The sequence below is a fragment of the Streptomyces sp. NPDC057697 genome, assembly GCF_042799335.1.
GTDB lineage: Bacteria > Actinomycetota > Actinomycetes > Streptomycetales > Streptomycetaceae > Streptomyces.
In genome coordinates this window covers 78,309-103,972 of record NZ_JBHVJA010000003.1, presented here as the reverse complement: position 1 = coordinate 103,972, position 25,664 = coordinate 78,309, and the positions used below count along the sequence as shown (strand labels likewise).

Below are 25,664 nucleotides of genomic sequence, written 5' to 3'. Positions count from 1 at the left end.
ATCGAGAGTCGAGAGGTACGCGCCATGGCCACCGCCCAGGACAACGATCCCGCCGTCAGTGTCTGCTTCGTCGTCACGATCGACGACATCGAGCTCGGGTCGTTCAACACATGCGACGGGCTGGGCTGCGAAGTGGTGCTCGAAACTCGGGAGGAGGGCGGGAACAACGGGCATCTGTGGCAGCTGCCGACCCGCCTGAAGTACTCGAACGTCAAGCTGTCCCGGCCGCTCACCAAGGAGACCGAGAAGGTGGCGCGCTGGTTCGCCACCATGACGACCGGGTTCAGCCGCAAGACGGCGCACATCGAGGCGCGGACCGGTGACGGGCAGAAGGTGGCCCAGTGGGGGCTGCTGGAGGTCGTGCCCGTCCGCTGGACCGGGCCGTCCTTCACCCCGGAGTCGCCCAAGGTCGCGATGGAGACGATCGAGATCGCCCACCACGGCTATGTGATGGAGGGCTGAACTCGTGAGCGGTGCGGGTCCCATCGCCTTCAGCGCCGCCGGTACATCCGGGGCGTCGGCCGCGAAGGCGGGCAGAGGAGGGTCGGTCAGGCCCAAGCTGGAGCACGCCTATCTGGAACTGCGCACCCCGCCGACCGGCGGCGGTCTCACCCCCGGCGGCCCGTGCGGGCGGATCGACTTCCAGTTCAACCCCAAGGAGCTGAGCCTCACCAAGGCCGCCTCCTGGAAGCGGAGCCCGGCCAAGGGCGCGAAGAGCTCCGGGCCGCCGGAGTACCAGGGCTCGCAGCCCAGCAAGCTCACCGTGGAGATGTTCTTCGACGCCAGCGACACCCAGGACACCCGGGTGGTGACCTCGGTGGAGCAGCTCTTCGCGTGCTGTGTGCCCACCGACGAGACCCGTCAGCAGCAGCGGTCCTCGCCGCCGTGGGTGGTCTTCCACTGGGGCGGGCTGACCGGGTTCCCCGGTTACGTCAGCCAAGTACAGGCGAAATACACCCTGTTCACCACGTCGGGCGTGCCGATCCGCGCCGTCTGCCAGGTCACCATGGAGGAGATCAGCGGCGACACCCCGGGGCAGAACCCGACCTCGGGAGCGCTCGCGGCCCGCCGTGTGCACCGGCTGGACGCCGGGGACTCGCTGCCCTCGCTGGCGCAGCGCGAGTACGGGGATCCGGCGGCCTGGCGGGTGATCGCGGAGGCGAACGGGATCGACGACCCGATGCGGCTGGCCCCCGGACGGCAGCTGCTGCTTCCCGCGCTCGACGAGCTGCACCGGCTCGAAGAGGGCCGGGACGGCCGCCGGGGCGGGGGGCGGTCCTGATGGCGCGGTCGGGCGTCGCGACGGCGCTGGTGGTGGAGTTCGGCGGCAGTCCGCTGCCGCCGAAGTTCGTGAACACCCTGGTCGAGGGATACGTCGACGACAGCCGGACGCTGCCCGACCTGTTCCTGCTGCGCTTCCGCGACCCGGACCGGGTGCTGCTGGAGCAGACCGGGCTGAAGATCGGCAGCGAGGCCAGGCTGCTGGCCCGCTCGGGCGGCGACTCGGCGCCGAAACCACTGCTCAAGGGGGTCGTCACCGCCCTGGAGGTGGAGCTCGACGAGACCGGGACCTTCACCGTCGTACGCGGGCTCGACGAGTCGCACCGGCTGTTCCGGGGCCGCAGGGTGGCCAGCTACCAGAACATGACGCTCGCCGACATCTGCGCCCAGGTCGCCCAGCGCGCCGGGCTGAAGCCGGGCACGGTCGACGTGGCCGGGCCCGTGCTCGAACACATCGCCCAGCCCAACGTCACCGACTGGGAGTTCGTCCGGGACCTCGCCGAGGAGGCCGGCGCCCAGGCGTATGTGCTGGACGGGCAGCTGCACATCACCCGGCCGTCCGAGGCGAGCGGCGCACCGGACGGTTCGGCGCGGGCCGACCGCCATCCGCTGGTCCTGGAGATGGGCAGCAATCTGCTGCGCTGCCGGGCCGGGGTGTCGTCCGCCGAGCAGGTCTCCGAGGTCGAGGTGCGCGGCTGGGACGTCAAGGCCAAGCAGCCGCTGGTCGGCCGGGCCCCCGCCGGGAAGTCGGCGACGCTGGAGCTGGGGGTGAGCGCCGCCGAGGTGTCCGCCCCGTTCGGCGAGGCGCGCTTCGTGGTCACGGACGCGGCGTACGGGGCGCAGGCGCAGGTGGACCAGGCGGCGAAGGCCCTGGCCGAGCGGATCGCCGGGTCGTTCGCGGAGCTGGAGGCGGTGATCCGGGGCAACCCAGAGGTGCGGGCCGGCAGCGCGGTGGCGCTCAACGCGGTGGGCGCGCCCTTCGAGGGCCGGTACACGGTCACGTCGTCGCGGCACGTCTTCGACCCGGTGCGCGGCTACGAGACCTGGCTGACCGTCTCCGGCCAGCAGGAGCGTTCGCTGTTCGGGCTGACCGGCGGAGGGCCGGGGTCCGGCGGTTCGGGCGCGGGGGGCGGGGGCGGGTCGCGCTGCGCGGGGCTGGTCAGCGGAACGGTCACGGACACCCACGACCCGGAGGGCTCGGGCCGGGTCAAGGTCCGGTTCCCCTGGCTGTCGGACGAGTACGCCAGCGACTGGGCGCGTACGGCGCAGTCGGGCGGGACGAGCGGCGGCGAGGCGTTCATCCCCGAGGTCGGGGACGAGGTGCTGGTGGGGTTCGAGCACGGGCACCTGGACCGTCCGTACGTCCTCGCCGGGCTCTACAACGGGAAGGACCGGCCGTCCTCGGGCAGCGGAGGAGGCGGAGGCGGTGGCGGAGGGAACGGCGGTGGGAACGGCGGTGGGGTGGCCGGAGCGGTGGCCGGAGCCGTGACCGGCACACCGTCCACCGGAGGAGCCGCCCCGGAGTCCGCCGCCCCCGGCGGCTCGCTGGTCGACCCGACGAGCGGGGCCGTCAACCGGCGCTCGGTCGCCTCCAGGAGCGGTGACCAGCTGGAGATCCTCGACGACGCCAACGGCCCGCAGGGCGTACGGCTGCTCACCGGCGACGGAAAGCTGAAGATCGACCTCGACCGCAGGGGCACCGTGATCGTGGTCAACAGCGACGGCAGCGTGAACATCGAGGCCAAGCAGCAGGTGTCCATCAGGGCGGCCCGCGGCGTCGCCCTCGACGGCGGCCAGGGAGCGCTCGAACTGAGCGGCGACAGCGTCACGTTGACGTCCCGCGGCGGCGTCAGCGTCGACGGCGGGACCGGCGAGGTGAAGCTCTCCACCGGCGGCACGGTGAACGTCCGGGGCGCCCAGGTCGCGGTCGACGGAACACAGCGCACCGACATCAGGAGCGGCGGCTCCCTGGCCGTCGACGCACCCATGGTGAAGATCAATTGACCGCGCGGACGCGCCGATCGAGAGGAACGGGCTCCCATGTCAGCAGCCGCGGCGGCAGCCGCACGGGTCGGCGACCCCACCGGACACCCCGGCACGGTCGGGCCGCCCGGCGTCCCGACCGTGCTGATCGGCGGGCTCCCCGCCGCCACGGTCGGCACCCCGCACCTGTGCGCCTCGCCGCCGCCCGCGGTGCACGCCCCGTCCGTGATCGCGCCGCCCGGCAGCACCACGGTGCTGATCGGCGGGCGGCCCGCGGCCCGTGTCGGTGACCGGTCCGCCTGCGGCGCTCCGATCGTGTCCGGGTGCCCGACGGTGCTGATCGGAGGCTGAGCGGCCATGGGGCAGGAGTTCATCGGCGCGGGCTGGGCCTTCCCGCCGCGCACCGACGCCACCGGGTCCATCGCCCTGGTGCGCGGGGAGCACGAGCTGGAGGAGTCGATCCGGCTGGTCCTGGCGACGTCACCGGGCGAACGCCCGATGCGGCCGGAGTTCGGCTGCGCCATCAACGACTACGTGTTCGCCCCGGCGGACGCGGGCACGGCCGGGCAGCTCGCGTACGAGGTGCGCCTCGCGCTGGACCGGTGGGAGCCCCGGATCGAGGTCACCGAGGTCGTCGTCCGGTTCGACGAGGTGGACGACGGGGTCCTGTACATCGACATCGGCTACACCGTCCGGGGCGCCAACGACCCCCGGAACCTGGTCTTTCCGTTCTATGTGATCCCGCAGCACGAGGAGGTGGACGGCGCGTGACGCTGCCCAGCCCGCATCTGGACGACCGCCGGTTCCAGGGCCTGGTCGACGAGGCGAAACGGCTCGTCCAGCAGCGCTGCCCCGAGTGGACCGACCACAACGTCTCGGACCCGGGCGTGACCCTCATCGAGGCCTTCGCGACCATGGTCGACCAGCTGGTCTACCGGGTGAACCGGGTCCCGGAGAAGAGCTATCTGACCTTCCTCGACCTGATCGGGGTCCGGCTCCACCCGCCCACGGCCGCCCACGCCGACGTGACGTTCCGGCTCTCCGCGCCGCAGCCCGAACCGGTGCGGGTGCGGGTAGGCACGGAGGTCGCGACCGTCCGTACGGAGACCGAGGAGGCGGTGGTCTTCACGACCTCCGGCGAACTGTCCGTCGTGCCCTGCGCGTTCGCCCACCTCGCCACCTGGCCGACCTCCGGGGACGCCGTCGACCGTACCGAGGAGCTCGCGCTCGGCCGGTCCGTCCCCTGCTTCGGCGCCACGCCCGCACCCGGCGACGCGCTCTATCTGGGCCTGTCCGCGGCCGTCCCCTCGGGCGTCGTCGCGCTGCGGCTGGACTGCTCGGTCGAGGGCGTCGGCGTGGACCCGCTGCGGCCGCCGCTGGTCTGGGAGGCGTGGGACGGCAGCGCCTGGACGGCCTGCGAGATCGAGAAGGACGACACCGGCGGCTTCAACCGGTCCGGCGAACTGATCCTGCATCTGCCCCAGGGCCACACCCCCGCCGTCGTCGTCCGCCGGACCGGCGGCTGGCTGCGCTGCCGCCTGGTGGAGGCCGCCCCGGGGCAGCCCACCTACATGGCGCCCCCGGTGGTCCGCCGGATCACCGCGTTCACGATCGGCGCGACCGTCGGGGCGGTGCACGCCGAGACCGTGACCGACGAGGTGCTCGGCCCGGCCGAGGGCGTACCCGGCCAGACCTTCTGGCTGAGCAGGCCGCCGGTCGTCCCCGGTGCCTTCGTCGTCGAGGTCGCGGATCCGGCGGGCGGCCCGGACGCCACGGAGTGGACCCGGGTCGACGACTTCGCGCACTCCGGCCCCGAGGACCGGCACATCACCCTCGACCCCAACTCGGGCCGGGTCGAATTCGGTCCGGCGGTCCGGGAGCGGGACGGCTCGATCCGCTACTACGGGAAGGTGCCGCCCAAGGGCGCCGCCGTCCGCGTGCGCTCGTACCGCACCGGCGGCGGGCTGCGCGGCAATGTCGCCCGCTCCACCCTCCGGGTGCTGCGCAGCGCCATCCCCTACGTGGCCCGGGTGGAGAACCGCCGCCCCGCGCTCGGCGGGGTCGACGGCGAGACGGTGGAGAGCGCGCGGGTGCGCGGCCCGATGACGCTGCGCACCCTGCACCGGGCCGTGGTGCCGCACGACTACGAACTGCTCGCCCGGGAGGTCGCGCCCGACGCGGCCCGGGTGCAGTGCATCCCGGCCGGCGGGGACGCGGACGTCGAGGCGGGCGGGGTGCGGCTGCTGGTCGTACCGGCGGGGCGCAGCGACGAGCAGGGCCGCATCCGGTTCGACGAGCTGGTCCCGCCGCAGCACACCCTCGCGCTGATCGCGGGCCATCTCGACGAGCGCCGGCCCATCGGTGCCCGGCTGGTGGTCGAGCGGCCCTTCTACCAGGGGGTCACCGTGGTCGCCACGGTCCAGGCCCGCCGGGGCGTCGTGCTGGAGCGGGTGCGCGAGGAGGCGCTGACCGCCCTCTACAGCTACTTCAACCCGCTGAGCGGCGGGCCGGGCCGCGACGGCTGGCCGTTCGGCCGGCCGATCCAGTCGGGCGAGGCGTTCGCCGTGCTCCAGCAGGTGCCGGGCGTGGACCTGGTGGAGGACGTACGCCTCTTCCCGGCGGACCCGGTGAACGGACAGCGCGGCGAGCCCACCACCAAGATCGCACTGGACCGGCACGCGCTGGTCTTCAGCTACGAGCACCAGCTCCGGGTACGGGAGGCCTGACCACCATGCGCACAGCCGTGACCGGGCTGCCGACACCGCACCCGCTGATCGAACAGCTCCCGGCGGTCTACCTGGAGCAGGACTTCCTGCGCCGGTTCCTCGCGGCGCTCGACGACGTACTCGCCCCGGTGCTGCTCTCCATCGACAACCTGCCCGCCCATCTCGACCCGCGCAGCGCGCCGGAGGACTTCCTGGCCTGGCTGGCCCAGTGGGTGGCCGTCGACGCCCGCACGGACCAGCCGGTCGAGCAGCGGCGCGCGACGGTGCGCGGCGCGGTCGAGCGGCACAGCCGGCGGGGCACCCGGCGCGGGCTGGCGGAGGCGGTGTTCCTGGAGACCGGGATCGAGCCGGAGATCGTGGAGAGCGGCGGCACGGCCTGGTCGACGACTCCGCACACCCAGTTCCCGGGCGGCCCCCGGCCGTGGGTCACGGTCCGGGTCCGGGCGGCGCAGCCGTACCAGGTCGACCGGGTGCGGCTGGAGGAGCTGATCCGGACCGAGATCCCGGCGCACGTGGGCTTCGATCTGGAGGTCTCGTGATCTGCGGGACGTGCGGCCAGAGCAATGCGCCGGGGACGCAGTTCTGCACGTCGTGCCGGGCGTTCCTGGAGTGGGAGTCGCCGGGGAGCGGTACGCCGACGCCCCCTCCGCCCACCCCCGCGCCCACCCCTCGGCCGCAGCCGCGACCGGCTCCTGGGCCGCAACCGCAGCCACAGCCGCAACCGGCTCCGCAACCGCAACCGCAGCCACAGCCGGCTCCGCAACCGCCGCCGCAGCCCCCCGTCGCCGCGACCGCCGCCCCCCGGCGCCCCGGCGACGAGACGGCCACGCCGGTGCCGGGGCCCGAGGCGCTGCCCGACGCACCGCCCGGCCCCCCGCACACGCCCCCGGGCCCGGCCCCCGCCCCGCCCGTCCGCTGCCCCAACTGCCGTACGGAGAACGACCCGGACCGCACCCTGTGCGTGCGCTGCGCGCTGCTCCTGGACCCGGGTCCGCCGCCCGCGGTCCGGCCGCCCTGGTGGCGGCGGCTCCTGCGGCGGCGCCCGCGGCAGGCGCCCGCCGCGGGCACCCGGCCCAGGCGCCGGCTGTGGCGCCGCCCCGGTCTGACGCTGCCGGTCCTGCTGATCGTGCTGGCGTGCGGGGTCTGGTTCGCCCTGCCGCACCTGTCCGGCTGGTTCGGCCTCGCCAAGGACGAGACCGGGACGCCGGAGGCGGTGCCGCCCACCCGGTTCCGGGCCTCCAGCAGGGCGCCGGGGCATCCGGCGGGCGCCGCCTTCGACGGCTTCAACAACCGCTACTGGGCGCCCTCGGCGGCCGGGCCCGACACCGGGGTGGGCCAGTACCTGGAGTGCGACTTCGAGCAGCCGGTACGGGTGCTGAAGCTGGTCGTCTTCCCGGGCACCTCGACCAAGATGGACGAGTTCCTCACCCAGGCCCGCCCGGCGCGGATCACCGTCCGGCTCACCTCCGCCGACGGAACCAGCGCCACCAAGCAGTTGCGCGTCAAGGACCAGCCGGGCCAGCAGACCTTCGACCTGCGCGGGTCCGAGGTCGTCAGGGCCCGGCTCACGACCGACACCACGTACGGAGCGGGCCCCGGCCGCCGGCTCGCCGTCGCCGAGATCGAGTTCTTCGGCCGCCGGTCCTGACCCGGCCCGCCCCGTACGCACCGCGCCGGACTCATGGCGTGCGCAGCGCCACCAGGTTGCCCGCCTGCGCGAGGCCGCTCTCCTCGACGACCTCGCGCACGCTCTGCGCCTCGCGCACCAGCGCGAACCGCACCCGCCCGTCGGCGCCGGTGCGGTAGCCGTACACGGCGGGCCGGGGCAGCGAGTTGTACGAGAAGTGCGAGGAGAAGTAGTACGCCCCGGTGTCGTACAGCGCCACCACGTCACCGGGCTCGACGGCGGGCAGCTCGGCCGCGGTCGCCGTGAGGTCCCCCGCGAAGCAGCAGGGCCCCGCGATGTCGACGACCTCCACCGGTCCGTGCTTGGGGCGGCCCCGCGCGTCGAGGACCCCGACGCGCAACGGCCAGGAGCCGGGCATGAACACGGTACGGGTGGCGACCTGGGCCCCCGCGTGGGTGACCGCGATCCGCCGCCCGCCCGCGGACTTGGTGTACTCGACGACCGTGCCGATCGTCCCGCTCTTCGCGAGCAGCGAGCGGCCGAACTCGGTGACGAGGGTGTAGCGGCCGTCGAAGAGCCCCGGCGCGGCGGCGCGGAGTGCGGCGACATGGTCGGCGTACGTGGGCCGGTCGTCCTCGTCGGCGAAGTTGACGGGCAGGCCGCCGCCGATGTCGATCCCGGTGATCCGGGCGTGGCCGAGGCGCGCGTTGATCCGCTCGGCCAGCTCGTACGCGACGCGGATGCCCTCGGCGATGAGCGGCAGCGGGCAGCCCTGGGAACCGACGTGCGCGTGCAGCCGATCGAGCCAGGGGCGGCGCTCGAAGGCCTCGACCACCGCGTCCACGGCCCCCGGGTCGCGCAGCGCGACGCCGAACTTGGAGGTCGCGGTCGCGGTGCTCATCGCCCCGATGGCCCCGGCCCCCACCTGCGGGTTCACCCGGAGTCCGACGGGCCCGGCGGGCTCCCGGCCGGCCAGCAGGCGGTCCACCCTGGCCAGCTCCTGGAAGTTGTCCAGGTTGATCGCGATGCCGTGGCCGAGCGCGAACTCCAGCTCCTCGACCGTCTTCGCGGGGCTGTCGAAGACCAGCCGGTCGTAGCCGAACCCGGCCGCCAGCGCCTGCTCCAGCTCACCGGGCGAGGCCACCTCGCACCCCATCCCGGCCTCCGCGAGCAGCCGCAGCACCGGCACCAGGCCGCACGCCTTGGCCGCGAACGTGTGCTGCACCGGGGCGGGCCCCTCGAAGGCCGCGTGCAGCGCGTCCACCGCGGCCAGCACCCCGTCCACGTCCAGGAGACCGACCACGGGCGCGTGCGGACCGAGCAGCCCGCCCTCGACGGCCTGCGCCAACGCCTCCGTGCGGCGGTCACCGCGCTGCCGGGCCGCCGGGTCCGAAGTCGTACCCACCCTCACCACACCCCTCCGTTTGCCGGGTCGTCATGTCATGCACGGACAGCTTCGGCGCGCGGGGCCCGGCCCGTCTTCGACCGACACGACGACGCCGGCCCGGTTCCTTTGCCGGACCGGACAGCCGAACGATCAGCCGGGCGGCGGGCCGGGCGGCGTACGGCGTGCCGCGAGCCGCAGCCCGATGTCCGCCAGCAGCCGTACCGAAGGGTCGGCCGGATCGACGCCGAACAGCTCCCTGGCCCGGCGCAGCCGGTACCGCAGGGTGTTGGGGTGCACATGGAGATGCCGGGCGGCCGTGCCCATGTCGCAGGACGCGTCGAGATACGCGGCGACCGACGCGCCGTACGCCGAACCGTGCGCCCGGTCGTGCTCCACCATCGCGTGCACCTGCCCCGACAGCGCCCCCCACAGCGGCTCCACCCGGTCGAGCAGCCGGAGCACCGTCGTCTCGGGGACCACCTCGCCGTGGTCCGCCACCGCCGACACCGCCTCGCCGGGCGGCCGCCGCGCGGCCCGCTCCCGCAGCACCCGCACCACCAGTTCCGCCGTCTCCCGCGAGGCGGGCAGCCCCGGAAGCCCGGCCGCCACCGGCCCGGAGCCCGCGAGGACCACGCTGCGGGGCGCCGAACGCGCGGTCGCGAGCAGCGGACGGGCCGGGTCGGTCTCCCCGTCACCGGCCGGGACCAGCACGTACAGCAGCCGCCCCGACCGCGCGGTCACACACCCCGGCCGGTACGCGGCGGCCCGGAGCGCGAGCACATCCAGCACCCGCTGCCCGGCGGCGTCGTGCACCGCGTCCGCGCCCGGCCCCGGGGCCCCGCCCTGCCCGTCCCGGCCCCCGTCGTACGCCTCCGCGACCACCACCGCGTACGGGCGGTCCGCCGTGACCCCGGCCTCGGGCGCGGCCCGGACATCGCCCCTCAGGAGGGCGTGCACCGCCGCTTCCCGTGCCCGTGCCGCCGCCCGGCCCCAGGTCCGGTGGTGCGACAGATGGGGCACGGCGGCCCGCGCGGCCGTGCGCAGCGCGTCCTCGGCGTCCTCGGCGAGCGGCCGCCCGTCGGCGGCGGCCCAGAGGGAGCCGAGCACCTCGGACCCGTGGCGCACCGCGATGGCCAGCCGTTCGGCGTACCGGGCGTCGGCGGGCAGCCGCACCACGCCGTCGGTGTTCCACAGGGTCCGGAAGAAGCCGCTCTCGCGGAGTTCGACGACCCGCCAGCGGGGGACCTCCTGCCCCAGGATCGTCAGCCGGCGCATCGGATCGGGTTCGTGGTCCAGCCGCGAATAGGCCAGCACCCGCGACTGCGGGTCCTCGATGGTGATGGCCCCGCCGACCAGGTCCGCCACCGTGTTGGCCAGCCCGGCGAGATCGCCGAGCCGCAGCCCCGCCGCCGGGCCGCCCGCCCCGGCCGGGGCGCTGTGCGCCAGAGCGGTCCGCAGCCCGCCGAGCACCTCCGTCCAGCCCCGCCCCGGCCGCCGGGTCAGCAACGCCGTACGCCCCAGGCCCGCCGCCTCCACCAGGGCGGCCCGCGGGCCGCGTTCGCCCCGCCGCATCACCACGGCCGCGGCCCCGGCCCGGTCGGCGCCGCGCAGCACGTCGAGCGCCTCGGGCGAGGCGACCTCGACGCCGACCGCGAGCAGGATCAGCCCGGACGCCGCCCCGCTGCCGTCGTCCCGTTCCTCGCCCGGGTCGTGCAGTGCCACATCGGCCACCGGCACCCCCGTACCGCGCGGTGCCACGACCACATCGAGCATCCCGGGGGCGATCAGCCCGAGGAGCTGCTCCAGCGAGGGCCCGGCGTCGCGCCGGTCCGGTCCGTGCGTCGGCATCCGCCCATCATCGCCGGAGCACGGCTACGGGCGGAGCCCGTCGAACGCGACTTCCAGATGCCGGGGCCCGCGCAGCACGGCGTTCTGCCGGTACGGGGGCGGGTCCGTCACCAGCCGCGGGCCGTCGAGCCTGCGGGCGAGCGCGGTCAGGGCGAGCTGGGCCTCCAGCCGGGCCAGGGGCGCGCCGAAGCAGTTGTGGATGCCGCTGCCGAAGCCGAGGTGCTGGTTGTCCTTCCGGTCGGGGTCGAAGCGGTCGGGGTCGGGGAACCGCTTCGGGTCCCGGTTGCCGGAGGCCAGGACCAGCCAGACGGAGGCGCCCTTGGGGATGGTGGTGCCGGCGATGTCGATGTCGGCGAGGGTGGTGCGCTGCGGGAGCAGCTGTACCGGCGGTTCGAAGCGCAGCAGCTCCTCCACGAGCGGGACCGCCAACGCCGGCTCCTCGCGCAGCCGTTCGAGGACCTCGGGGTGGCGCAGCAGGGTCAGGGTCCCGTTGGTGATGAGGTTGACGGTGGTCTCGTGACCGGCGATCAGGAGCAGGGCTGCGGTGCTGAGCACCTCCATCCGCGTCATCCGCCCGTCCGGCCCCTGCCCGGTGACCAGCTCGGAGAGCATGTCGTCGCCGGGGGCCGAGCCGCGTGCGTCGATGAGCCCGGAGAGGTACGCCCCCAGCTCGGTGCGGGCCTGGTGGGTGGCCCGGCGGCGCTCGCCGGGGTCCTGGTCCGGGTCCGGGTCCAGACCGGCGGCGATGGTGTCGGCCCAGGAGTGGAAACGGGCCTCGTCCTCGCGCGGGATGCCCAGCAGCCGGCAGATCACGGTGACGGGGAAGGGGTACGCGAAGTCGTCGACGATGTCGACCTGCTTCCGGTCCCCGAAGCCGTCGACGAGACCGTCGACGATGCGGCCCAGTTCACCGTGCATGTTGTGCACCCGCCGGGGCGTCTGCGGCGGCCCGAACGGGCGCATCGTCATACGGCGCAGGCGGTCGTGCTCGGGCGGGTCCAGCCGCAGGAAGGCGGGCGGCAGGGGAGACGCCTCTTCTTCCTGGAGGAGGGTGCCCGCGGCAGTGGGGGAGAGGTTGCGGGCGTCCGAGCTGATCCGCGGATCGTGCAGCAGGCTCTTGATCTCCCAGTACGTGCTGACGACGAACAGTTCGTCGCCCTCCTGGCGCACCGGCGTCCTGCGGAGCTCGGTGTACAGCGGGTACGGGTCGGCGCGGTTGTCGTAGTCGATGATCTGCCGCAGGAGCGTGTCTCGCGTCATGGTGGCGGTCCTTGCTGACGTCCTCGGTGGCGTCCGTGGCGGACGCGGGTCCCCGTGGCGTCCATGGGTTCGGGGGCCGGGGATCAGACCCGGGCGGGGGTGAAGGTGATCCGCTGGTCGGTCGGCGCGTAGCCGCTGACGGTGACGGACGGCCCGTGGGTGGGCAGCGACGGGTCCGGGAAGTCGGCCGGGACCGGCCGCAGCCCTTCGGGGCGGCGGTCCACCGAGGAGTAGTCCGGGGGGAACGGCGCGGCCGATTCGATCTGCCGCTGGTAGAACTCCAGCCACTTCGTCTGGTCGAAGGAGACCGCGGCGATGACCCGGCCCTGGTATCCGTACACACCCGTGAAGCGGTGCTCGGCGAGCGAGCCCTGGGCGACGATGACCTCCTCGCCCAGGGACGGGACGCCGACCGACTTGATGTTGACCCCGAACTGGGCGGACCAGAACGCCGGCACCCACAGATGCGGGCGGCGCTCGGAGCTGTCGCTGATCATGTTGTGGGCGGCGGTCGCGGCCTGCGCGACGGCGTTGCCCCAGTGCTCCAGGGAGAGGAACTGGTACCCGAAGAGCGCGTGCGGGGACCGCGCGACATCACCGGCGACATAGACGTCGTCGGTCACGATGCCCCGGACGTCGAAGGCCCGGCAGCCCGCGTCGCAGGCGATGCCGCGCGGACCGGCGCCCAGCCCGGACCCGGCCAGCCACTCGGTGTTCCGGGTCGCGCCGAGCGAGACGACGGCGACGTCCACGTCGAGGGCGGTGCCGTCGGAGAGATGGGCGCGCCGCAGCCGCCCCGCCGGGTCGCCCTCAAGTCCGGTGACCATGATTCCGCAGCGCAGGTCGACCCCGTGCTCGCGCTGGAGCTCCGCGGCCACCCGGCCGACCACCCCGCCGAGCGCACCCACCAGCGGGGCGGCCCCCCGTTCGGCGACGGTCACCGACAGCCCGCGCTCGCGGCAGGCCGAGGCGATCTCCGAACCGGTGAAACCGGCGCCGATGACGAGCACCCGGCGGGGCGACGCGGCCAGCCGCCGCTGCAACCGGGCCGCGTCGTCGCGGGTGCGCAGCACGAAGACCCCGTCCAGCTCGGCCTCCGCCTGATGCGGCCACGGCCGGGCCCGGACCCCGGTCGCGATCAGCAGCCGGTCGTACTCCACCTCGTCCCCGTCGGCCAGCCGGACCCGGCGGGCCGCCATGTCCAGCCCGGCGGCGGCGACTCCGAGCCGCCACGTCGCGTCGAGCCCGTGCCGCCGGGGCAGCTCGGTGCGGTCGGCGGCCGCGTGGCCCAGCAGCACCTGCTTGGAGAGCGGCGGACGGTCGTACGGCTCGTGGGGCTCGTCGCCGATCAGCGTGAGCGAACCGGTGAAGCCCTCCTCGCGCAGGGTCTCCGCGGCCCGGAGACCGGCCAGCGAGGCGCCGACGATCACGATCCGCCCCTCGCGCCTCAGCCGCTCCAGCGCACCGTCACCGGACACCGGACCGCCCCCCGCCCGCCGGGGCCGCCGCGTCGTCCTGGTACTCCACCCGGATGGCCTGCACCGGACACGCGGTGGCGGCACGCCGCACCTGCTCGCGCCGCGTCTCGTCGGCGTGCGGGTTGTACAGCAGCGATTCGTCGCCGTGCATGGCGAAGACGTCCGGGGCCAGGAACGCGCACTGCGCGTACCCCTGACACCGGTTGAGATCCACGACAAGCCTCATCGAGGGGCCGCCCTTCCAGTAGTAACCCCCGTCCCAGCCTGCGAGGGCCGATACGGAACCGCGAGCACAGGCGGACCGATGGAGTTATCGGCGCACCGGTACGGGCAAGGGGGTCCGGGGGCCTCAGCCGGCCCAGCGCCCGGAGAGGAAGGTGACGGCGAAGACGGTCATCAGCGGTGCCACGACGGCGAGATACGCGGTCTTGACGCGGGGACTGCGCAGACTCCAGGCGGCGAGCCCGGTCCACAGCGGCCACCACAGCAGGGTCGCGCGGGGAATGGAGGTGTACCAGTACGAGGTGCCCAGCGCCCACAGGCTGAGGGCGATGTACGCGGCCTCCGCCCAGCGCCGCCGCCGGACCAGCAGACCGCACAGGACGACACCGACCAGCATGGCGAGGATTTCGGCCTGCCACATCAGGGCGTATCCGGTGGACTGCGTGTGGCCGAACGCGGCGTGCCAGGTGTTCGCCCAGGCCTCCCAGGGGGCGTGGAAGTCGCGGTACCAGCCGCGTTCCTCGGCATGCTTCCAGGCCATCCAGTCGCCGGTGTGCGCGTGCAGGTACCAGCTGTGGAGGAACGGCGGCAGGGCGGGCAGCGCGAGCCAGGGCAGCCGGCGCCAGTGGGCGGCGGTGCGCGCGTTGACCAGGAAGTGGACCGCCACGGCCGCGGCGAGGAAGAGACCGCTGACCCGGACGGTGGTGGCCAGACACGTCAGTACGCCCGCGAGCCGCCAGTCGAGGCGCCGGGCGGCCAGCCAGGCGGGCAGCGCCAGGGCGAGGAAGAGCGCCTCGGTGTACCCGGCGGCGAGGAAGACCGCGCAGGGCGAGAGCAGGAAGAACAGGACCGCGCGCTGCCCGGCGTGGGCGTGCGGCAGATGCAGCCGGGCGATACGGGCCAGGGCCAGCACGGCGACGCCACCGGCGACCAGGGAGATCAGCGCCCCGGACGCCGCCCAGCTCGGCACGACGGTGTGCACGGCCCGCAGCAGGAACGGGAAGCCGGGGAAGAAGGCCTCCCGGTTGTCCCAGCCGGACGTCCAGGGACCGGTCCCGTCCGGGAAGTAGCCCTGCTGGGCTATGTGCAGGTAGTGCCACCAGTCCCACCGCTCCCACGGGGAGAGCGTCCGGGCGGCGTGGTGGGTCCCCTTGTCGTCGGGGAATATCCAGCGGGTGCAGTAGGCGATGGTCCAGAGGCCCACCCGGGTCAGCAGATAGAGCCAGAGCACCTCACGGTCGGCGGGCCGTATCCGCGGCCGGAGCAGGGGGCGCAGCCGGGCCCGGAGCCGTCCGGCGGCCGCCTCGCCCGCCTCCGCGCCCGTACGCGCACCCGTCTCCGCGCCCGGCGCCGGGGCGTCGTGGGGGGTGGCGGGCACGGTGTCGGCCCGTACGGGCCGGTGCTCGCGGGGCCGTTGGCGGGTGGAAGGGCTCACAGGGCGATCTCCTGGGTCGGTTCGACGCGCACCGAAATGACCCGGCCGGGCGCGGGGCCGGTTGGCGGGGCGTCAGGACGGCGGGTAGGTGGCGTTCCGGGTGGGCGTGCCCGGTGAGGTCGACGACGTCGTCGGTTCGTTGCCCGGGGGGCTCGTCGGCGGCAGGCTGGTCCGCGGCGCGGAGGGCGAGTTGCTCGGCCCGTCGGGCGAGGGGGAGATCCGGGGCGAGGGATCGGGCGAGGGCGAGTCGGCGGGGACGGTCGTGCCCGTGGTGTCCGGCACCAGCGACGCCACGGCCGCGCCCGCACCCGAGAAGACCAGGCAGGCCCCCACGGCCAGCGCGAGGATCCGGCGCCTGCGCGTCCGTTCCCCGCGCTCGGTGATGAACGACGCCGGAGCCGACCGCGCGCGGGACTGCCCGGCGGCTGCGGCTTCCTTGAACAGGGACGTCAGCGGGTCGTGGGATTCAGACACAGGGCCCCTCCTCGGTGCGCGGATCCTGCAGACGGTGGGAGAGCGTGGCCCGGCCCCGGACGAGATGTGTCTTGACGGTGCTGGCCGAGAGACCGGTCTCCGCGGCGATCTGCTCGACGGTCAGATCGCAGACGTAGTGCAGGGCCAGCGTGCGCCGCTGCTTGGACGGCAGTTCCCGCAGCGCCTCCACCAGGGCCACCGACTCCGGCCCCGGCGGCTCCGCGTGGGGCGGGGCGCCACTGCGCTGCCAGGCGTCCGCCGAGCGCCGCCGCCCCCGCCACCGGCTCACCGCGAGCCGCCAGGCGACCGTGCGGATCCACGCCTCGGGCTGCCCGTCACGGTCGAGCTGACGCCGTCGGCTCCAGCCCTTGATGAAAGCTTCCTGCACCACGTCCTGCGCCTCGTGCTGGTCGCCGAGCATCACAAACAGCTGCCCGGTCAGCCGGGCAGCCGTCTGCGCGTAGAACTCTTCGAACTCCTCGACGGTCAACAAACAACTCCTGGATCTCCTCGGTCTCACCCGGCATACGCCCGGCGCCCCGCATCCGGACGACACCGGCCCCGAAGAATCCGGGTGACGGTGATCACAGCCACTCCCGGCCCCGGGCGTACACGAGGAAGGGGTATCAGACCTTCTGATCCCCGTACGGCCCGGTACCACCCCCCGCACCGCCGGTGCCGCCGATCCGGCGCAGCACCTCGTCGCCCTGCGGTACGCCCACGTCGCTGAGGACCCGCGCCATGTTGGCGCCGACGAAGCTCCGGTCCTCCGGCGTCAGCGACTGGAGCGCCGCCGCGAGGGAGTGCTCCCAGTCGTCGCGGTCGGCGAGGAGCCCGCGGTGGGTCACCGTCCAGTCGAGCACGTCCTTCGCCTCCTCCGGCCGGTGCAGCAGCCAGAGCGCCGCCAGGCCGACCGGACCGCCCGCGACCACCTCCCGGTAGAAGCGGTACGCCTCGCGGTGGACGTCTCCGAAGCCCGCCGGAAGCGCCGGCCCCGCACCGACGCCGGAGGCGGGAAGCAGCGCGGCGGGCGGGTCCAGGAACCAGTAGGTGAGACCGGAGCCGTCGATCACCCGAGGGCGGCTGGGCGGCTCCACCTCGGTGGTGCCGAAGTGCGGCGGCGGCGCCCGCAACGGGTCGGGGACGCCGGGCAGGGCGGCGTTCTCGTCGATGTGCCGGAGGACCAGGTCCCGGGCCCGCTCCTCGGTGAGCCGGTCCCGCGCCGCGACGACCGGACTGCCTGCCACCCGATGGAACCGCCACCACGGCCCGCCCCGTACGCGCCCTCCAGAGCCTCTCCCGCTCGCACGAGTTCTACGCCGCCCCGCCCGCTTCCACCGCGAACCAGCCGATCTTGTCCGAGAACGGTCGCCCGTCCGGGCCGGTCGTCGTGCGACGGCGACGGCGACGGCGCGACCAGATCACGGCGGCGGGACGAGGACACCGAGAAAGCCTGCCCGGCGTGCCGGGCCCGGTGGCGCGCCGGGCCTTCGGCTCAGTGCCTGGCGAGAGCGGCGGGGAAGGATACGAGACCGGGTCGTAGGGGCTCTGGACTGTGGCGGAGCAGCCGGCCCAGCCCCGCCCGGACGGACTCGGACGAAGGCGAACGCGACCAGGGCTGAGACCAGGACGGAGACGCGTCCGCGTCGGCTGCCGGTGATCGCTGCGAGACGGCCGGAGAGCCGGTCAGGTGAGCGACGAATCCCCGCCCTGGAGCGCCTGTCCCGCGAGGGCGGCGATCTGTCCGACCTGCTCTCGCAGCCGGAGGAGTTCCGCGGTCTGGTGCTGTCCGGCCACGACCCCGGTCAGCGCGGCGATGACGGTTTTCTCGTGGCTGTCGGTGCCGAGCACCTCGGCGGCCCGGCGGAGCAGAGCGACGTTCACGCTGACCGTTTGGCTCGGCTCCAGAGCGGGTGGGATGGCGGGCTCCGGCACCGGCCGGGCTCTGCGGCGGCGTGGAGACGGTGCCGGAGCAGGCGTGGGTTCAGCCGTCGGCGGGGGCTGGGGCGCAACGGTGCCGGGGCTGCCGAGCACTGTGAGTACGGGCTTTCGATAGCAGAAGCCTCTGCCCGACCTGGTCGTGTGGACGACGAGTTCCAGGGTGAGGTCGCAGACAGCCGGGCTGTCGATCCGCTCCAGCGCTTCCGTCAGGTCGGAGAGTTGTGCGGCCATCTGCCACGAGCCGGTCAGGAAGCGGAACTCGCCGAGCGCGGGTTCCGCGGCGATCCGGAAGGTGAGGCTGATGGACGGCATGGGGCCGCGGCCCTCTTTCGCGGCCAGCTTCCGGTCCTCGAACAGCGGAGGGCAGCCGCATGGCCGCCCCTTCTTCTCTTCGGGTGACAGGAACTCCAAGCCGTCGCATTGGTGGATGATCCCCGTGCTGTCCCGAAGGATCATGTGAGACGCCAAGGCGTCGGGCCCATCCACGAGTACACGTACCGTCTCGACCTCCGTCAGGACATCGTGGTCGAGTTCTTCTCCCCCTTCGTTCGGTTGAGGGCGGCCGCCCAGAAGGCCGGCGACGCGGGCGGCCACCTCTGCGTCGTGGGTCGTGACCAGCCACACGTCCAGAGCCTGAGGGCGCCCCTCGACCAGACGTCCTGTGCGGAAGCGACCGACGGGGCCGGGCGTGCTCTGCGTCATTCGGGATCCTCGGTGGAGTGTGGAGTGTGGAGTGCGGGGTGCGGAGTGCGGACGAGGCGGCAGCCCGTTCCCTGAAGCGCGCCGCGTTCCGTGCTGCAACACCGATGAGGGTGCGGCATCCACCATTGTTTCCCCCGCCGGGTGGCAGTGCGTAGACGCCCGGACTCGGCGGCGGAGAACCGAAAGGCCGATCAGCCGGACGAGAGGGCATCCGTGCAACGGGGCTCAGCCGGGTGAGGCCGCGCCCCGCGGACAGCGTCTTCCTGCTCTCTTCCACCGCTCTCTCTCACCGCGCGCGAATCAGCGCGGTACTGAGACGCAGGGCAGGGCAGGGCCGGGCTTCGGGATCAGGCGCCGGCCGAGTCCGGCGCATCGTCCCGGGAGCTCGCCTCTTCCGGCTCCTGTGCTTGGGCCGGGATCTCTGCGGGATGGGTACAGCGCCACAGGGCCGTCGTCCCGTTCTCCGTACGAACGGATTCCTTGAGGCCCTGGTGGTCGCATCGAGTACAGGCACCGATGACTTCGCGGTTGTACACCCAGCGGATGTCGGCATGCAGCCGCCGTAGGCTGCCGAGAGCGAGAGGCGCTCTGTGCCAGCGCGGGGCCTCGTACTCGGGGATGGACTGGTGGAGTTCGATCGCCCTGTCGATCTTTCCCCCGAGGCTCGTCACCGCGGCAGAGGCCGCCTCCGGCGGCCCCATACGAGGATTGCGCTCCTTCCAGGCCGCAGCGGAATCGACAGCGCGCCATGCGAAGCAGATCATCTGGCCAGGGGTGTATCCGTGCTCGAAGCCCCTCCGGATGACGTCCGTGAGCTCCTCGCGCCGAGCTTCGGGTACCTGTGGATAGGCGTATTTCTTGGTGAGCAGGTTGTTGAGGTAGGCCGCGACGTCCGCGATCTCCATCCGGTCCATCAGAGCGGCGAAGGCATCACGCGCCGCGGCTCCCTGGGGGCCGGGCCGGGTCCGGAGGCCGTATCTGATGACCTTGGCGCGTTCCTGTGCGGTGGCCAGGCCGCCGACGACCCGCCAGGCGACCTCTGTGGAGATGAAGGCGATGTCGTCGCCATCGGAAGAAGGAGTGAACGCCTGCGTCGGACTCTCCGGAGCGATGGCGAGCAGACTGCCGATGTAGAGGTCCAGGAGGAGTTCCCTGTCCTGCTCGCAGTCGCCGGTCCACCCCAGGGGACCGATATCCGCGAGGCTGGGGAGTGCCTTGCCAGGATTGCTCGCGGCGTAGCTGATCAACGCCACGTAGAGGGCCAGGGCAAGAGGATTCTCCACCGCGAGGGGTCCGGTCGGCTCGCTCTTCCCCTCCTCATCCTTGATCGCCTCGGCAATCAGGCGCTTGATTCGCTCGCCTTCTTGCTGCTCACGCTCCTGCTCGACGCGCCTCTGTTCCGCGGCGCGTTGTTGCCGTTCGGTCTCCTCGTGTTTCTGGACTGCCGTGCAGTCCCCGCAGAGGTAGGAAGGGGCCTCGGCGTCGAGGTACTTGCCGCCCACCTTGTTGGCCCAGGACCGGTTGGTGACGGTGATCGGTTCGGAGCAGTTCGCACAGGGACAGCGGAGCAGGACGGCGTGAGAGTGGGCCGTGGCCACCGCACCGATGGTGCTGCTTACGCCGATACTGCTTACGGTCCGGGCCCACGTGCCGTCGTCCTCGACCTCCCAGTAGAGGACACTGGTCTGCTGGGCGTCTTCGGGAGCGTCGTGCTTGATCACGACACGGATGCGGGGTGCCCCGACCGGAAACTCCCGGATGATCGGTTGCGGAACAGCTGATTGCCGTTGCGGCCGACGCTTGTTGACTCGTTCCCGTTTGCGACGGCGTTCGCGCTTACCCACGTGTTCGTCCCTGGTCCATGTGTGGATGGTGATGTACCCCGGGTGTCGGCAGGGCGGGTTTCTGCCAAGTGCGATGGCCTCCGGGGCGAACCCGGCCGAAGAAGCCCACCGGCCCGGTCAGGCGCGGAACCGGCGCCGCTCGCCCGGAAGAGTCCGCAGGCCAGCGGCTGGGGCGATGGCTGCGCGGCCCGGTGGAGTAGGTGACGCCCTGTTTCACACCAGCCGCTGTCCGCACCGCGGAGAAATGGCAAATGTGGTCTAGCACACCGGATATGGCATAGAGATCAGTCCGTCCCTGCCCGACCTCGGTCACCCAGACCGTCCTGATCTGTTCCAAGAGATCGCTGCCAGCGTCTCCGAGCGCGACCCACGGCTCCTCGAATGCCTCGCGCACCACGGCAGGCAGGCGTGAGTGTCCGTCGGAGTCGGGCGGAAAGCCGCCCTGGACGTTCATCCGTCGAGGGCGCGGAGCGGTACGGCCCGGACGCCGAGGCCCAGGTTCCCCTCCCGGCGGCCCCGGCCGAAGCGGAGGACGACGTGATCACCTTCGCCGAACAGGAAACGGACCGCGCCTGCCGAGCCGGAGAGAAGCCCCGGTCCGTCAGCGACGGCCAGCCCCGGTCCGTCTTCGACGGGAGAGCCACAACTGAGACCACCAACGTCGAAGGGCCCCGCAGCAAGCTGCGGGGCCCTTCGACGTATTGCCCGGTGAGAGCAATGGCGGAGGATACGAGATTCGAACTCGTGAGGGGTTGCCCCCAACACGCTTTCCAAGCGTGCGCCCTAGGCCACTAGGCGAATCCTCCGCGGCAAACAATACAAGACGTTGGGGAGTGCTCGCGAACCCGTTCCCCTGGACCTCCTTCGAGGCTTCCTCCGGACCCTCCTCGGAGTCGTTCGCCGGAGGACGGGGGAGCGGCGGGGAGGACGGGGGAAGGGGGGAGGTGGACCGGTGGGGGTGGGGATCGGCTAAGGTGGGCGTCAGCCCCTCACGTGGCGCTATCTGACTGAACTCCCCCAGGGCTGGAAGGCAGCAAGGGTAGGTTGGCTCTGGCGGGTGCGTGGGGGGCCCTTGTGTGTTCTGGCCCGTGTTTCCAGGAGCTTCGTTCCGGGCCCGCATCGGAGCACGTATCTCTGTGTCCGTTCTCTGCTTCTGTGCTCTCCGGGCCCGTGCGCCGGGGCCTGTGGTGGGGCGGTCGGGTCGGTCCGGGGCCGGTTGTCGGTCCGCCCGGATAACCTCGTAGGTGTGTCGTCCCTTGCGCTGTACCGCCGCTACCGCCCCGAGTCGTTCGCCGAGGTCATCGGGCAGGAGCATGTCACTGACCCGCTGCAGCAGGCGCTGCGGAACAACCGGGTCAATCACGCGTACCTGTTCAGCGGTCCGCGCGGCTGTGGCAAGACGACCAGCGCGCGCATCCTGGCCCGCTGTCTGAACTGCGAGCAGGGGCCGACGCCAACGCCGTGCGGGGAGTGCCAGTCCTGCCGGGACCTCGCGCGCAACGGACCGGGTTCGATCGACGTCATCGAGATCGACGCCGCATCGCACGGTGGCGTGGACGACGCCCGTGATCTTCGGGAGAAGGCGTTCTTCGGCCCCGCGTCGAGTCGTTACAAGATCTACATCATCGACGAGGCGCACATGGTCACGTCGGCGGGGTTCAACGCCCTGCTGAAGGTGGTCGAGGAGCCGCCGGAGCACCTCAAGTTCATCTTCGCCACGACCGAGCCCGAGAAGGTCATCGGCACCATCCGGTCGCGTACGCACCACTACCCGTTCCGCCTCGTTCCTCCGGGGACGCTGCGCGAGTATCTCGCCGAGGTCTGCGGCCGGGAGAACAGCCCCGTCGAGGACGGCGTGCTGCCGCTCGTCGTGCGGGCCGGTGCCGGGTCCGTGCGTGACTCGATGTCGGTGATGGACCAGTTGCTGGCCGGCGCGGGCGACGACGGTGTGACCTACGCCATGGCGACCTCGCTGCTCGGATACACGGACGGCTCGCTGCTCGACTCGATCGTGGACGCCTTCGCGGCGGGCGACGGGGCTGCGGCCTTCGAGGTCGTGGACCGGGTGATCGAGGGCGGCAACGACCCGCGCCGTTTCGTCGCCGACCTCCTGGAGCGGCTGCGTGACCTGGTGATCCTGGCCGCCGTGCCGGACGCGGGGGAGAAGGGGCTGATCGACGCCCCCGCCGATGTCGTCGAACGGATGCAGGCCCAGGCATCCGTCTTCGGCGCCGCCGAGCTGAGCCGCGCCGCCGACCTGGTCAACGAAGGGCTCACGGAGATGCGCGGGGCGACCTCGCCGCGCCTCCAGGTCGAGCTGATCTGCGCCCGGGTGCTGCTGCCCGCGGCCTTCGACGACGAGCGTTCGCTACAGGCCCGGCTCGACCGGCTGGAGCGGGGCGCCTCCTTCGCGACCACGGGTCCGGGGCCCGCCATGGGGTACGTACCCGGGCCTGAGGCCCTGGCCCACGCGCCCGTGCCCGCCCCTCCCGCCGTGCAGCCCGGCGCGGGGCCCGCAGCGGCACGCGCGGCCGCCCGGGGCGAGGCCCCCGCGCCCGCACCGACGCAGTCGGCTCCGCCCGTGCCCGCGCCCGCCGTCGTCGCGCAGCCGCCGGCCGAGGCCGCCCCGGCCCCCGCGGGCGGTCAGCGCCCCGGCGCCTGGCCCACCGCGGCCGCGCCGGAGCAGGGGCGGCGTCCCGGTGGCTGGCCCACCGCTTCCGCCCCGGGGCAGTCGCCCGCCCCGCAGCCGGCCCCGGCCGCCGCGCCGGACCGGGCCGCGCCTTCGGCACCGGCGCCCGGTGCCGCCGACCCCGGTCCGGGCATGGCCCAGGGCGCCGGCCAGGTACGGAACATGTGGCCGGACATCCTGGAGGCGGTGAAGAACCGCCGCCGCTTCACCTGGATCCTGCTCAGCCAGAACGCCCAGGTCACCGGCTTCGACGGCAGCACCCTGCAGATCGGCTTCCTCAACGCCGGCGCGCGCGACAACTTCGCGAGCAGCGGCAGCGAGGAGGTCCTCAAGCAGGCGCTCGCCGAGCGGTTCAACGCGCAGTGGAAGATCGAGGCCGTCGTCGACCCGTCGGGTGGCGCCGGCGCGCCCCCGCAGACCGGCGGAGCCCGCCCCTCCGCCCCGCCCGCGCAGCAGTACCAGGCTCCCGCGCCCCAGCAGAGCTACGAGCCTCGGCCGGCCGCGGCCCCGCAGCAGCAGCCGAGCCATCAGCCGCAGCCGGGCCGCCAGCAGCCGGGTTCCGCCTCCGCCGCAGAGCCCGCACCACAGCCGTACGCCGCGCCCGAGCCCCCGCGTTCGGTCGCTCCGGAGGACGACGTCCCCGAGGCCGACGACCCGGACCTCGTCGACTCGGCGCTCTCCGGGCACGAGCTGATCGTCCGTGAGCTGGGCGCCACGGTCGTGGAGGAGTTCACCAACGAATGACGGGCGCTGGTGCGGCGGCCCAAGCGGTCCTCGGGCGTCCGCCCCTGGCGGCTTGGCGTCCCTGCTGCCCGGTTCTCCGGTCTCTCGGTCTGGTTGGTCTGGTTGGTCTCTCGGTTCCCCGACCTCCTAGTACCTCTGCGGCCCGGTTTCGGGGCGGCTCGGCTGCGCGACCGCCCGGTGCCCGGCTGCCCGGTGGCTCCGCTGCCCGGTGTCCCGGGTGTCAGCTGAGCGGCGGGCGTGTGCACCGCAGGGCGTTCGTGGGGTGGCGGGCAATATGCACCTCGGGACGTTCGGCCGTGTGTACTTCGGGACGCTCGCGGGGCGGCGCGTCCGTGAGGTACCCCGGGACGCTCGCGGGGCGGCGGGTCCGTGAGGTACCCCGGGACGCTCGCGGGGCGGCGGGTCGGATACACCCTTGGGCGTTCCCCGGGACGGCGTCCCGGGTGTCCGCCGGGCGCGGCGGCCCCTGAGCACCTCGGGACGCTTACGGGGGCGGCGGCCCCTGAGCACCTCGGGACGCTTACGGGGGCGGCGGCCCCTGGGCGCCCCGGGATGTCCACTGAGCGGCTCCCCGTCAAGGGCGCCGCGCCCCGGCGGCTAGGCTGCACCCCGTGAAGGTCCTCGTCATCGGCGGCGGCGCCCGCGAACACGCCCTGTGCCGCTCTCTGTCCCTCGACCCCGATGTCACCTCTCTGTACTGCGCTCCCGGCAACGCCGGTATCGCGGAGGTGGCCGAACTGCACCCGGTCGACGCCCTCGACGGCGAAGCCGTCGCGCGCCTCGCCACCGAACTGGGTGCCGAGCTGGTGGTCGTCGGCCCGGAGGCGCCGCTCGTCGCCGGGGTCGCCGACGCCGTGCGTGCCGCGGGCATCCCCTGCTTCGGCCCCTCCGGCGAGGCGGCCCGGCTGGAGGGCTCCAAGGCCTTCGCCAAGGACGTGATGGCCGGGGCGGGCGTCCCGACCGCCCGCAGCTACGTCTGCACCACCCCCGCCGAGATCGACGCCGCCCTCGACGCCTTCGGCGCCCCGTACGTCGTCAAGGACGACGGCCTCGCCGCAGGCAAGGGCGTCGTCGTCACCGACGACGTCGAGGCGGCCCGCGCCCACGCGCTGGTCTGCGACCGCGTGGTCATCGAGGAGTTCCTCGACGGCCCCGAGGTGAGCCTCTTCGCGATCACGGACGGCACCACCGTGCTGCCGCTCCAGCCCGCACAGGACTTCAAGCGCGCTCTGGACGGCGACGAGGGCCCGAACACCGGCGGCATGGGCGCGTACTCCCCGCTTCCGTGGGCCGCCCCCGGGCTGGTCGACGAGGTCATGGAGTCGGTGCTCCAGCCGACCGTCGACGAACTCCGCCGCCGCGGCACCCCCTTCTCCGGGCTGCTCTACGCGGGCCTCGCGATCACCTCGCGCGGCGTCCGGGTGATCGAGTTCAACGCCCGCTTCGGCGACCCCGAGACCCAGGTGGTCCTGGCCCGTCTGAAGACCCCGCTGGCCGGTGTCCTGCTCGGCTCCGCCAACGGCACGCTCGACGAGCTGCCCCCGCTCAAGTGGCGCGACGAGGCCGCCGTCACCGTGGTCATCGCCTCGCACAACTACCCGGGCACGCCGCGTACGGGTGACCCGATCGAGGGGCTCGACGAGGTGGCGGAGCAGGACGGACCGCACGCGTACGTCCTGCACGCGGGCACCAAGCGGGAGGGCGACACAGTCGTCAGCGCGGGTGGCCGGGTGCTGTCCGTGACCGCGACCGGCAAGGACCTCGCGGACGCCCGGGAGCGCGCCTACATGGCGGCGGCCCGGATCCGGCTCGACGGCTCGCAGCTCCGTACGGACATCGCCCGGAAGGCCGCGGAGGGCTGAGCCCGGACGGCCCCGGACCGGCCCGGCGTAGCCGGGACCGGCCTGCCGGGGCCTCATCAGCCCGGGGCCCAGCAGCCCGGGGCCAGTGGGCCGCGTCCCGCCGAAACCACCGGGAATCCACCAGGCCGGGTCACGCCGAAACCGCCAGGTATCCACCAGGC

Annotated in this window: 21 protein-coding genes, 1 tRNA gene and 1 other RNA gene; 11 read left to right on the top strand and 12 right to left on the bottom strand. The window is 73.5% G+C overall.

The window, feature by feature from the left end:
• Window positions 1-24 precede the first annotated feature (24 nt).
• From ACFVFH_RS10285 to ACFVFH_RS10250, 8 genes are all read left to right on the top strand, one after another.
• The gene (locus tag ACFVFH_RS10285) at window positions 25-462 is read left to right on the top strand and encodes a phage tail protein (RefSeq protein WP_093549687.1); all 438 of its coding nucleotides are present in this window, start codon (window positions 25-27) and stop codon (window positions 460-462) included.
• Between the two features lie 4 nt (window positions 463-466).
• Complete coding sequence (locus ACFVFH_RS10280) at window positions 467-1,282, top strand: peptidase M23 (RefSeq protein ID WP_383765735.1); 816 nt, start codon at window positions 467-469, stop codon at window positions 1,280-1,282.
• A complete protein-coding gene (locus tag ACFVFH_RS10275) occupies window positions 1,282-3,285 on the top strand; it encodes a VgrG-related protein (protein WP_383765733.1) in 2,004 nt (667 codons plus the stop codon). Before ACFVFH_RS10280 ends, ACFVFH_RS10275 begins: the two co-directional genes overlap by 1 nt.
• A 36-nt stretch (window positions 3,286-3,321) precedes the next feature.
• Window positions 3,322-3,615: a PAAR domain-containing protein gene (locus ACFVFH_RS10270; protein WP_383765732.1), complete on the top strand. Its 294-nt coding sequence runs from the start codon at window positions 3,322-3,324 to the stop codon at window positions 3,613-3,615.
• A 6-nt stretch (window positions 3,616-3,621) separates the two neighbouring features.
• Entirely contained in the window at window positions 3,622-4,035 is a 414-nt protein-coding gene (locus ACFVFH_RS10265; RefSeq protein WP_383765731.1) for a GPW/gp25 family protein, read from the top strand.
• Window positions 4,032-5,990, top strand: a complete 1,959-nt coding sequence (locus ACFVFH_RS10260; protein WP_383765729.1) for a putative baseplate assembly protein — start codon at window positions 4,032-4,034, stop codon at window positions 5,988-5,990. Before ACFVFH_RS10265 ends, ACFVFH_RS10260 begins: the two co-directional genes overlap by 4 nt.
• A gap of 5 nt (window positions 5,991-5,995) precedes the next feature.
• Window positions 5,996-6,529: a phage tail protein gene (locus ACFVFH_RS10255; RefSeq protein WP_383765727.1), complete on the top strand. Its 534-nt coding sequence runs from the start codon at window positions 5,996-5,998 to the stop codon at window positions 6,527-6,529.
• A 293-nt stretch (window positions 6,530-6,822) separates the two neighbouring features.
• On the top strand, window positions 6,823-7,638 hold the full coding sequence (locus tag ACFVFH_RS10250) for a discoidin domain-containing protein (RefSeq protein WP_383765725.1): 816 nt from the start codon (window positions 6,823-6,825) through the stop codon (window positions 7,636-7,638).
• A gap of 31 nt (window positions 7,639-7,669) precedes the next feature.
• Here ACFVFH_RS10250 and ACFVFH_RS10245 read toward each other — a convergent pair whose 3' ends face one another.
• The 12 genes from ACFVFH_RS10245 to ACFVFH_RS10190 all read right to left on the bottom strand — a co-directional run bounded on the left by ACFVFH_RS10245 (window position 7,670) and on the right by ACFVFH_RS10190 (window position 21,014).
• Window positions 7,670-9,022, bottom strand: coding sequence for a diaminopimelate decarboxylase (locus ACFVFH_RS10245; RefSeq protein ID WP_383765723.1), 1,353 nt, complete (start codon window positions 9,020-9,022; stop codon window positions 7,670-7,672).
• Between the two features lie 132 nt (window positions 9,023-9,154).
• Window positions 9,155-10,852, bottom strand: a complete 1,698-nt coding sequence (locus ACFVFH_RS10240) for a PucR family transcriptional regulator (protein WP_383765721.1) — start codon at window positions 10,850-10,852, stop codon at window positions 9,155-9,157.
• A 24-nt stretch (window positions 10,853-10,876) separates the two neighbouring features.
• Window positions 10,877-12,112 carry a cytochrome P450 gene (locus tag ACFVFH_RS10235; RefSeq protein WP_383765719.1) on the bottom strand — a complete coding sequence of 412 codons (1,236 nt, stop codon included), beginning with the start codon at window positions 12,110-12,112 and terminating at the stop codon, window positions 10,877-10,879.
• 83 nt (window positions 12,113-12,195) lie between these two features.
• On the bottom strand, window positions 12,196-13,590 hold the full coding sequence (locus ACFVFH_RS10230; protein ID WP_383765717.1) for an NAD(P)/FAD-dependent oxidoreductase: 1,395 nt from the start codon (window positions 13,588-13,590) through the stop codon (window positions 12,196-12,198).
• The gene (locus ACFVFH_RS10225; protein ID WP_383765715.1) at window positions 13,580-13,816 is read right to left on the bottom strand and encodes a ferredoxin; all 237 of its coding nucleotides are present in this window, start codon (window positions 13,814-13,816) and stop codon (window positions 13,580-13,582) included. Before ACFVFH_RS10225 ends, ACFVFH_RS10230 begins: the two co-directional genes overlap by 11 nt.
• Before the next feature lie 123 nt (window positions 13,817-13,939).
• Entirely contained in the window at window positions 13,940-15,247 is a 1,308-nt protein-coding gene (locus tag ACFVFH_RS10220; RefSeq protein WP_383765713.1) for a mannosyltransferase family protein, read from the bottom strand.
• Window positions 15,248-15,319: 72 nt separating this feature from the next.
• A complete protein-coding gene (locus ACFVFH_RS10215) occupies window positions 15,320-15,721 on the bottom strand; it encodes a hypothetical protein (protein ID WP_383765711.1) in 402 nt (133 codons plus the stop codon).
• On the bottom strand, window positions 15,714-16,211 hold the full coding sequence (locus ACFVFH_RS10210) for a SigE family RNA polymerase sigma factor (RefSeq protein ID WP_383765709.1): 498 nt from the start codon (window positions 16,209-16,211) through the stop codon (window positions 15,714-15,716). The genes ACFVFH_RS10215 and ACFVFH_RS10210 overlap by 8 nt, the downstream gene beginning before the upstream one ends.
• 136 nt (window positions 16,212-16,347) lie before the next feature.
• Window positions 16,348-16,968: a hypothetical protein gene (locus ACFVFH_RS10205; protein ID WP_383765707.1), complete on the bottom strand. Its 621-nt coding sequence runs from the start codon at window positions 16,966-16,968 to the stop codon at window positions 16,348-16,350.
• A 439-nt stretch (window positions 16,969-17,407) separates the two neighbouring features.
• Window positions 17,408-18,364, bottom strand: a complete 957-nt coding sequence (locus ACFVFH_RS10200) for a hypothetical protein (RefSeq protein WP_383765705.1) — start codon at window positions 18,362-18,364, stop codon at window positions 17,408-17,410.
• Window positions 18,365-18,711: 347 nt separating this feature from the next.
• Window positions 18,712-20,085, bottom strand: coding sequence for a hypothetical protein (locus ACFVFH_RS10195; RefSeq protein ID WP_383765703.1), 1,374 nt, complete (start codon window positions 20,083-20,085; stop codon window positions 18,712-18,714).
• An 841-nt stretch (window positions 20,086-20,926) separates the two neighbouring features.
• Window positions 20,927-21,014, bottom strand: a tRNA-Ser gene (locus ACFVFH_RS10190).
• 174 nt (window positions 21,015-21,188) lie between these two features.
• Here ACFVFH_RS10190 and ffs point away from each other — a divergent pair.
• The 3 genes from ffs (at window position 21,189) to purD (ending at window position 25,503) form a co-directional block, all read left to right on the top strand.
• Window positions 21,189-21,285, top strand: an RNA gene (ffs, locus tag ACFVFH_RS10185) — signal recognition particle sRNA small type.
• Between the two features lie 169 nt (window positions 21,286-21,454).
• A complete protein-coding gene (locus ACFVFH_RS10180; protein WP_383765702.1) occupies window positions 21,455-23,641 on the top strand; it encodes a DNA polymerase III subunit gamma and tau in 2,187 nt (728 codons plus the stop codon).
• Window positions 23,642-24,252: 611 nt separating this feature from the next.
• A complete protein-coding gene (purD, locus tag ACFVFH_RS10175) occupies window positions 24,253-25,503 on the top strand; it encodes a phosphoribosylamine--glycine ligase (protein ID WP_383765700.1) in 1,251 nt (416 codons plus the stop codon).
• The last annotated feature ends 161 nt before the right edge of the window (window positions 25,504-25,664 follow it).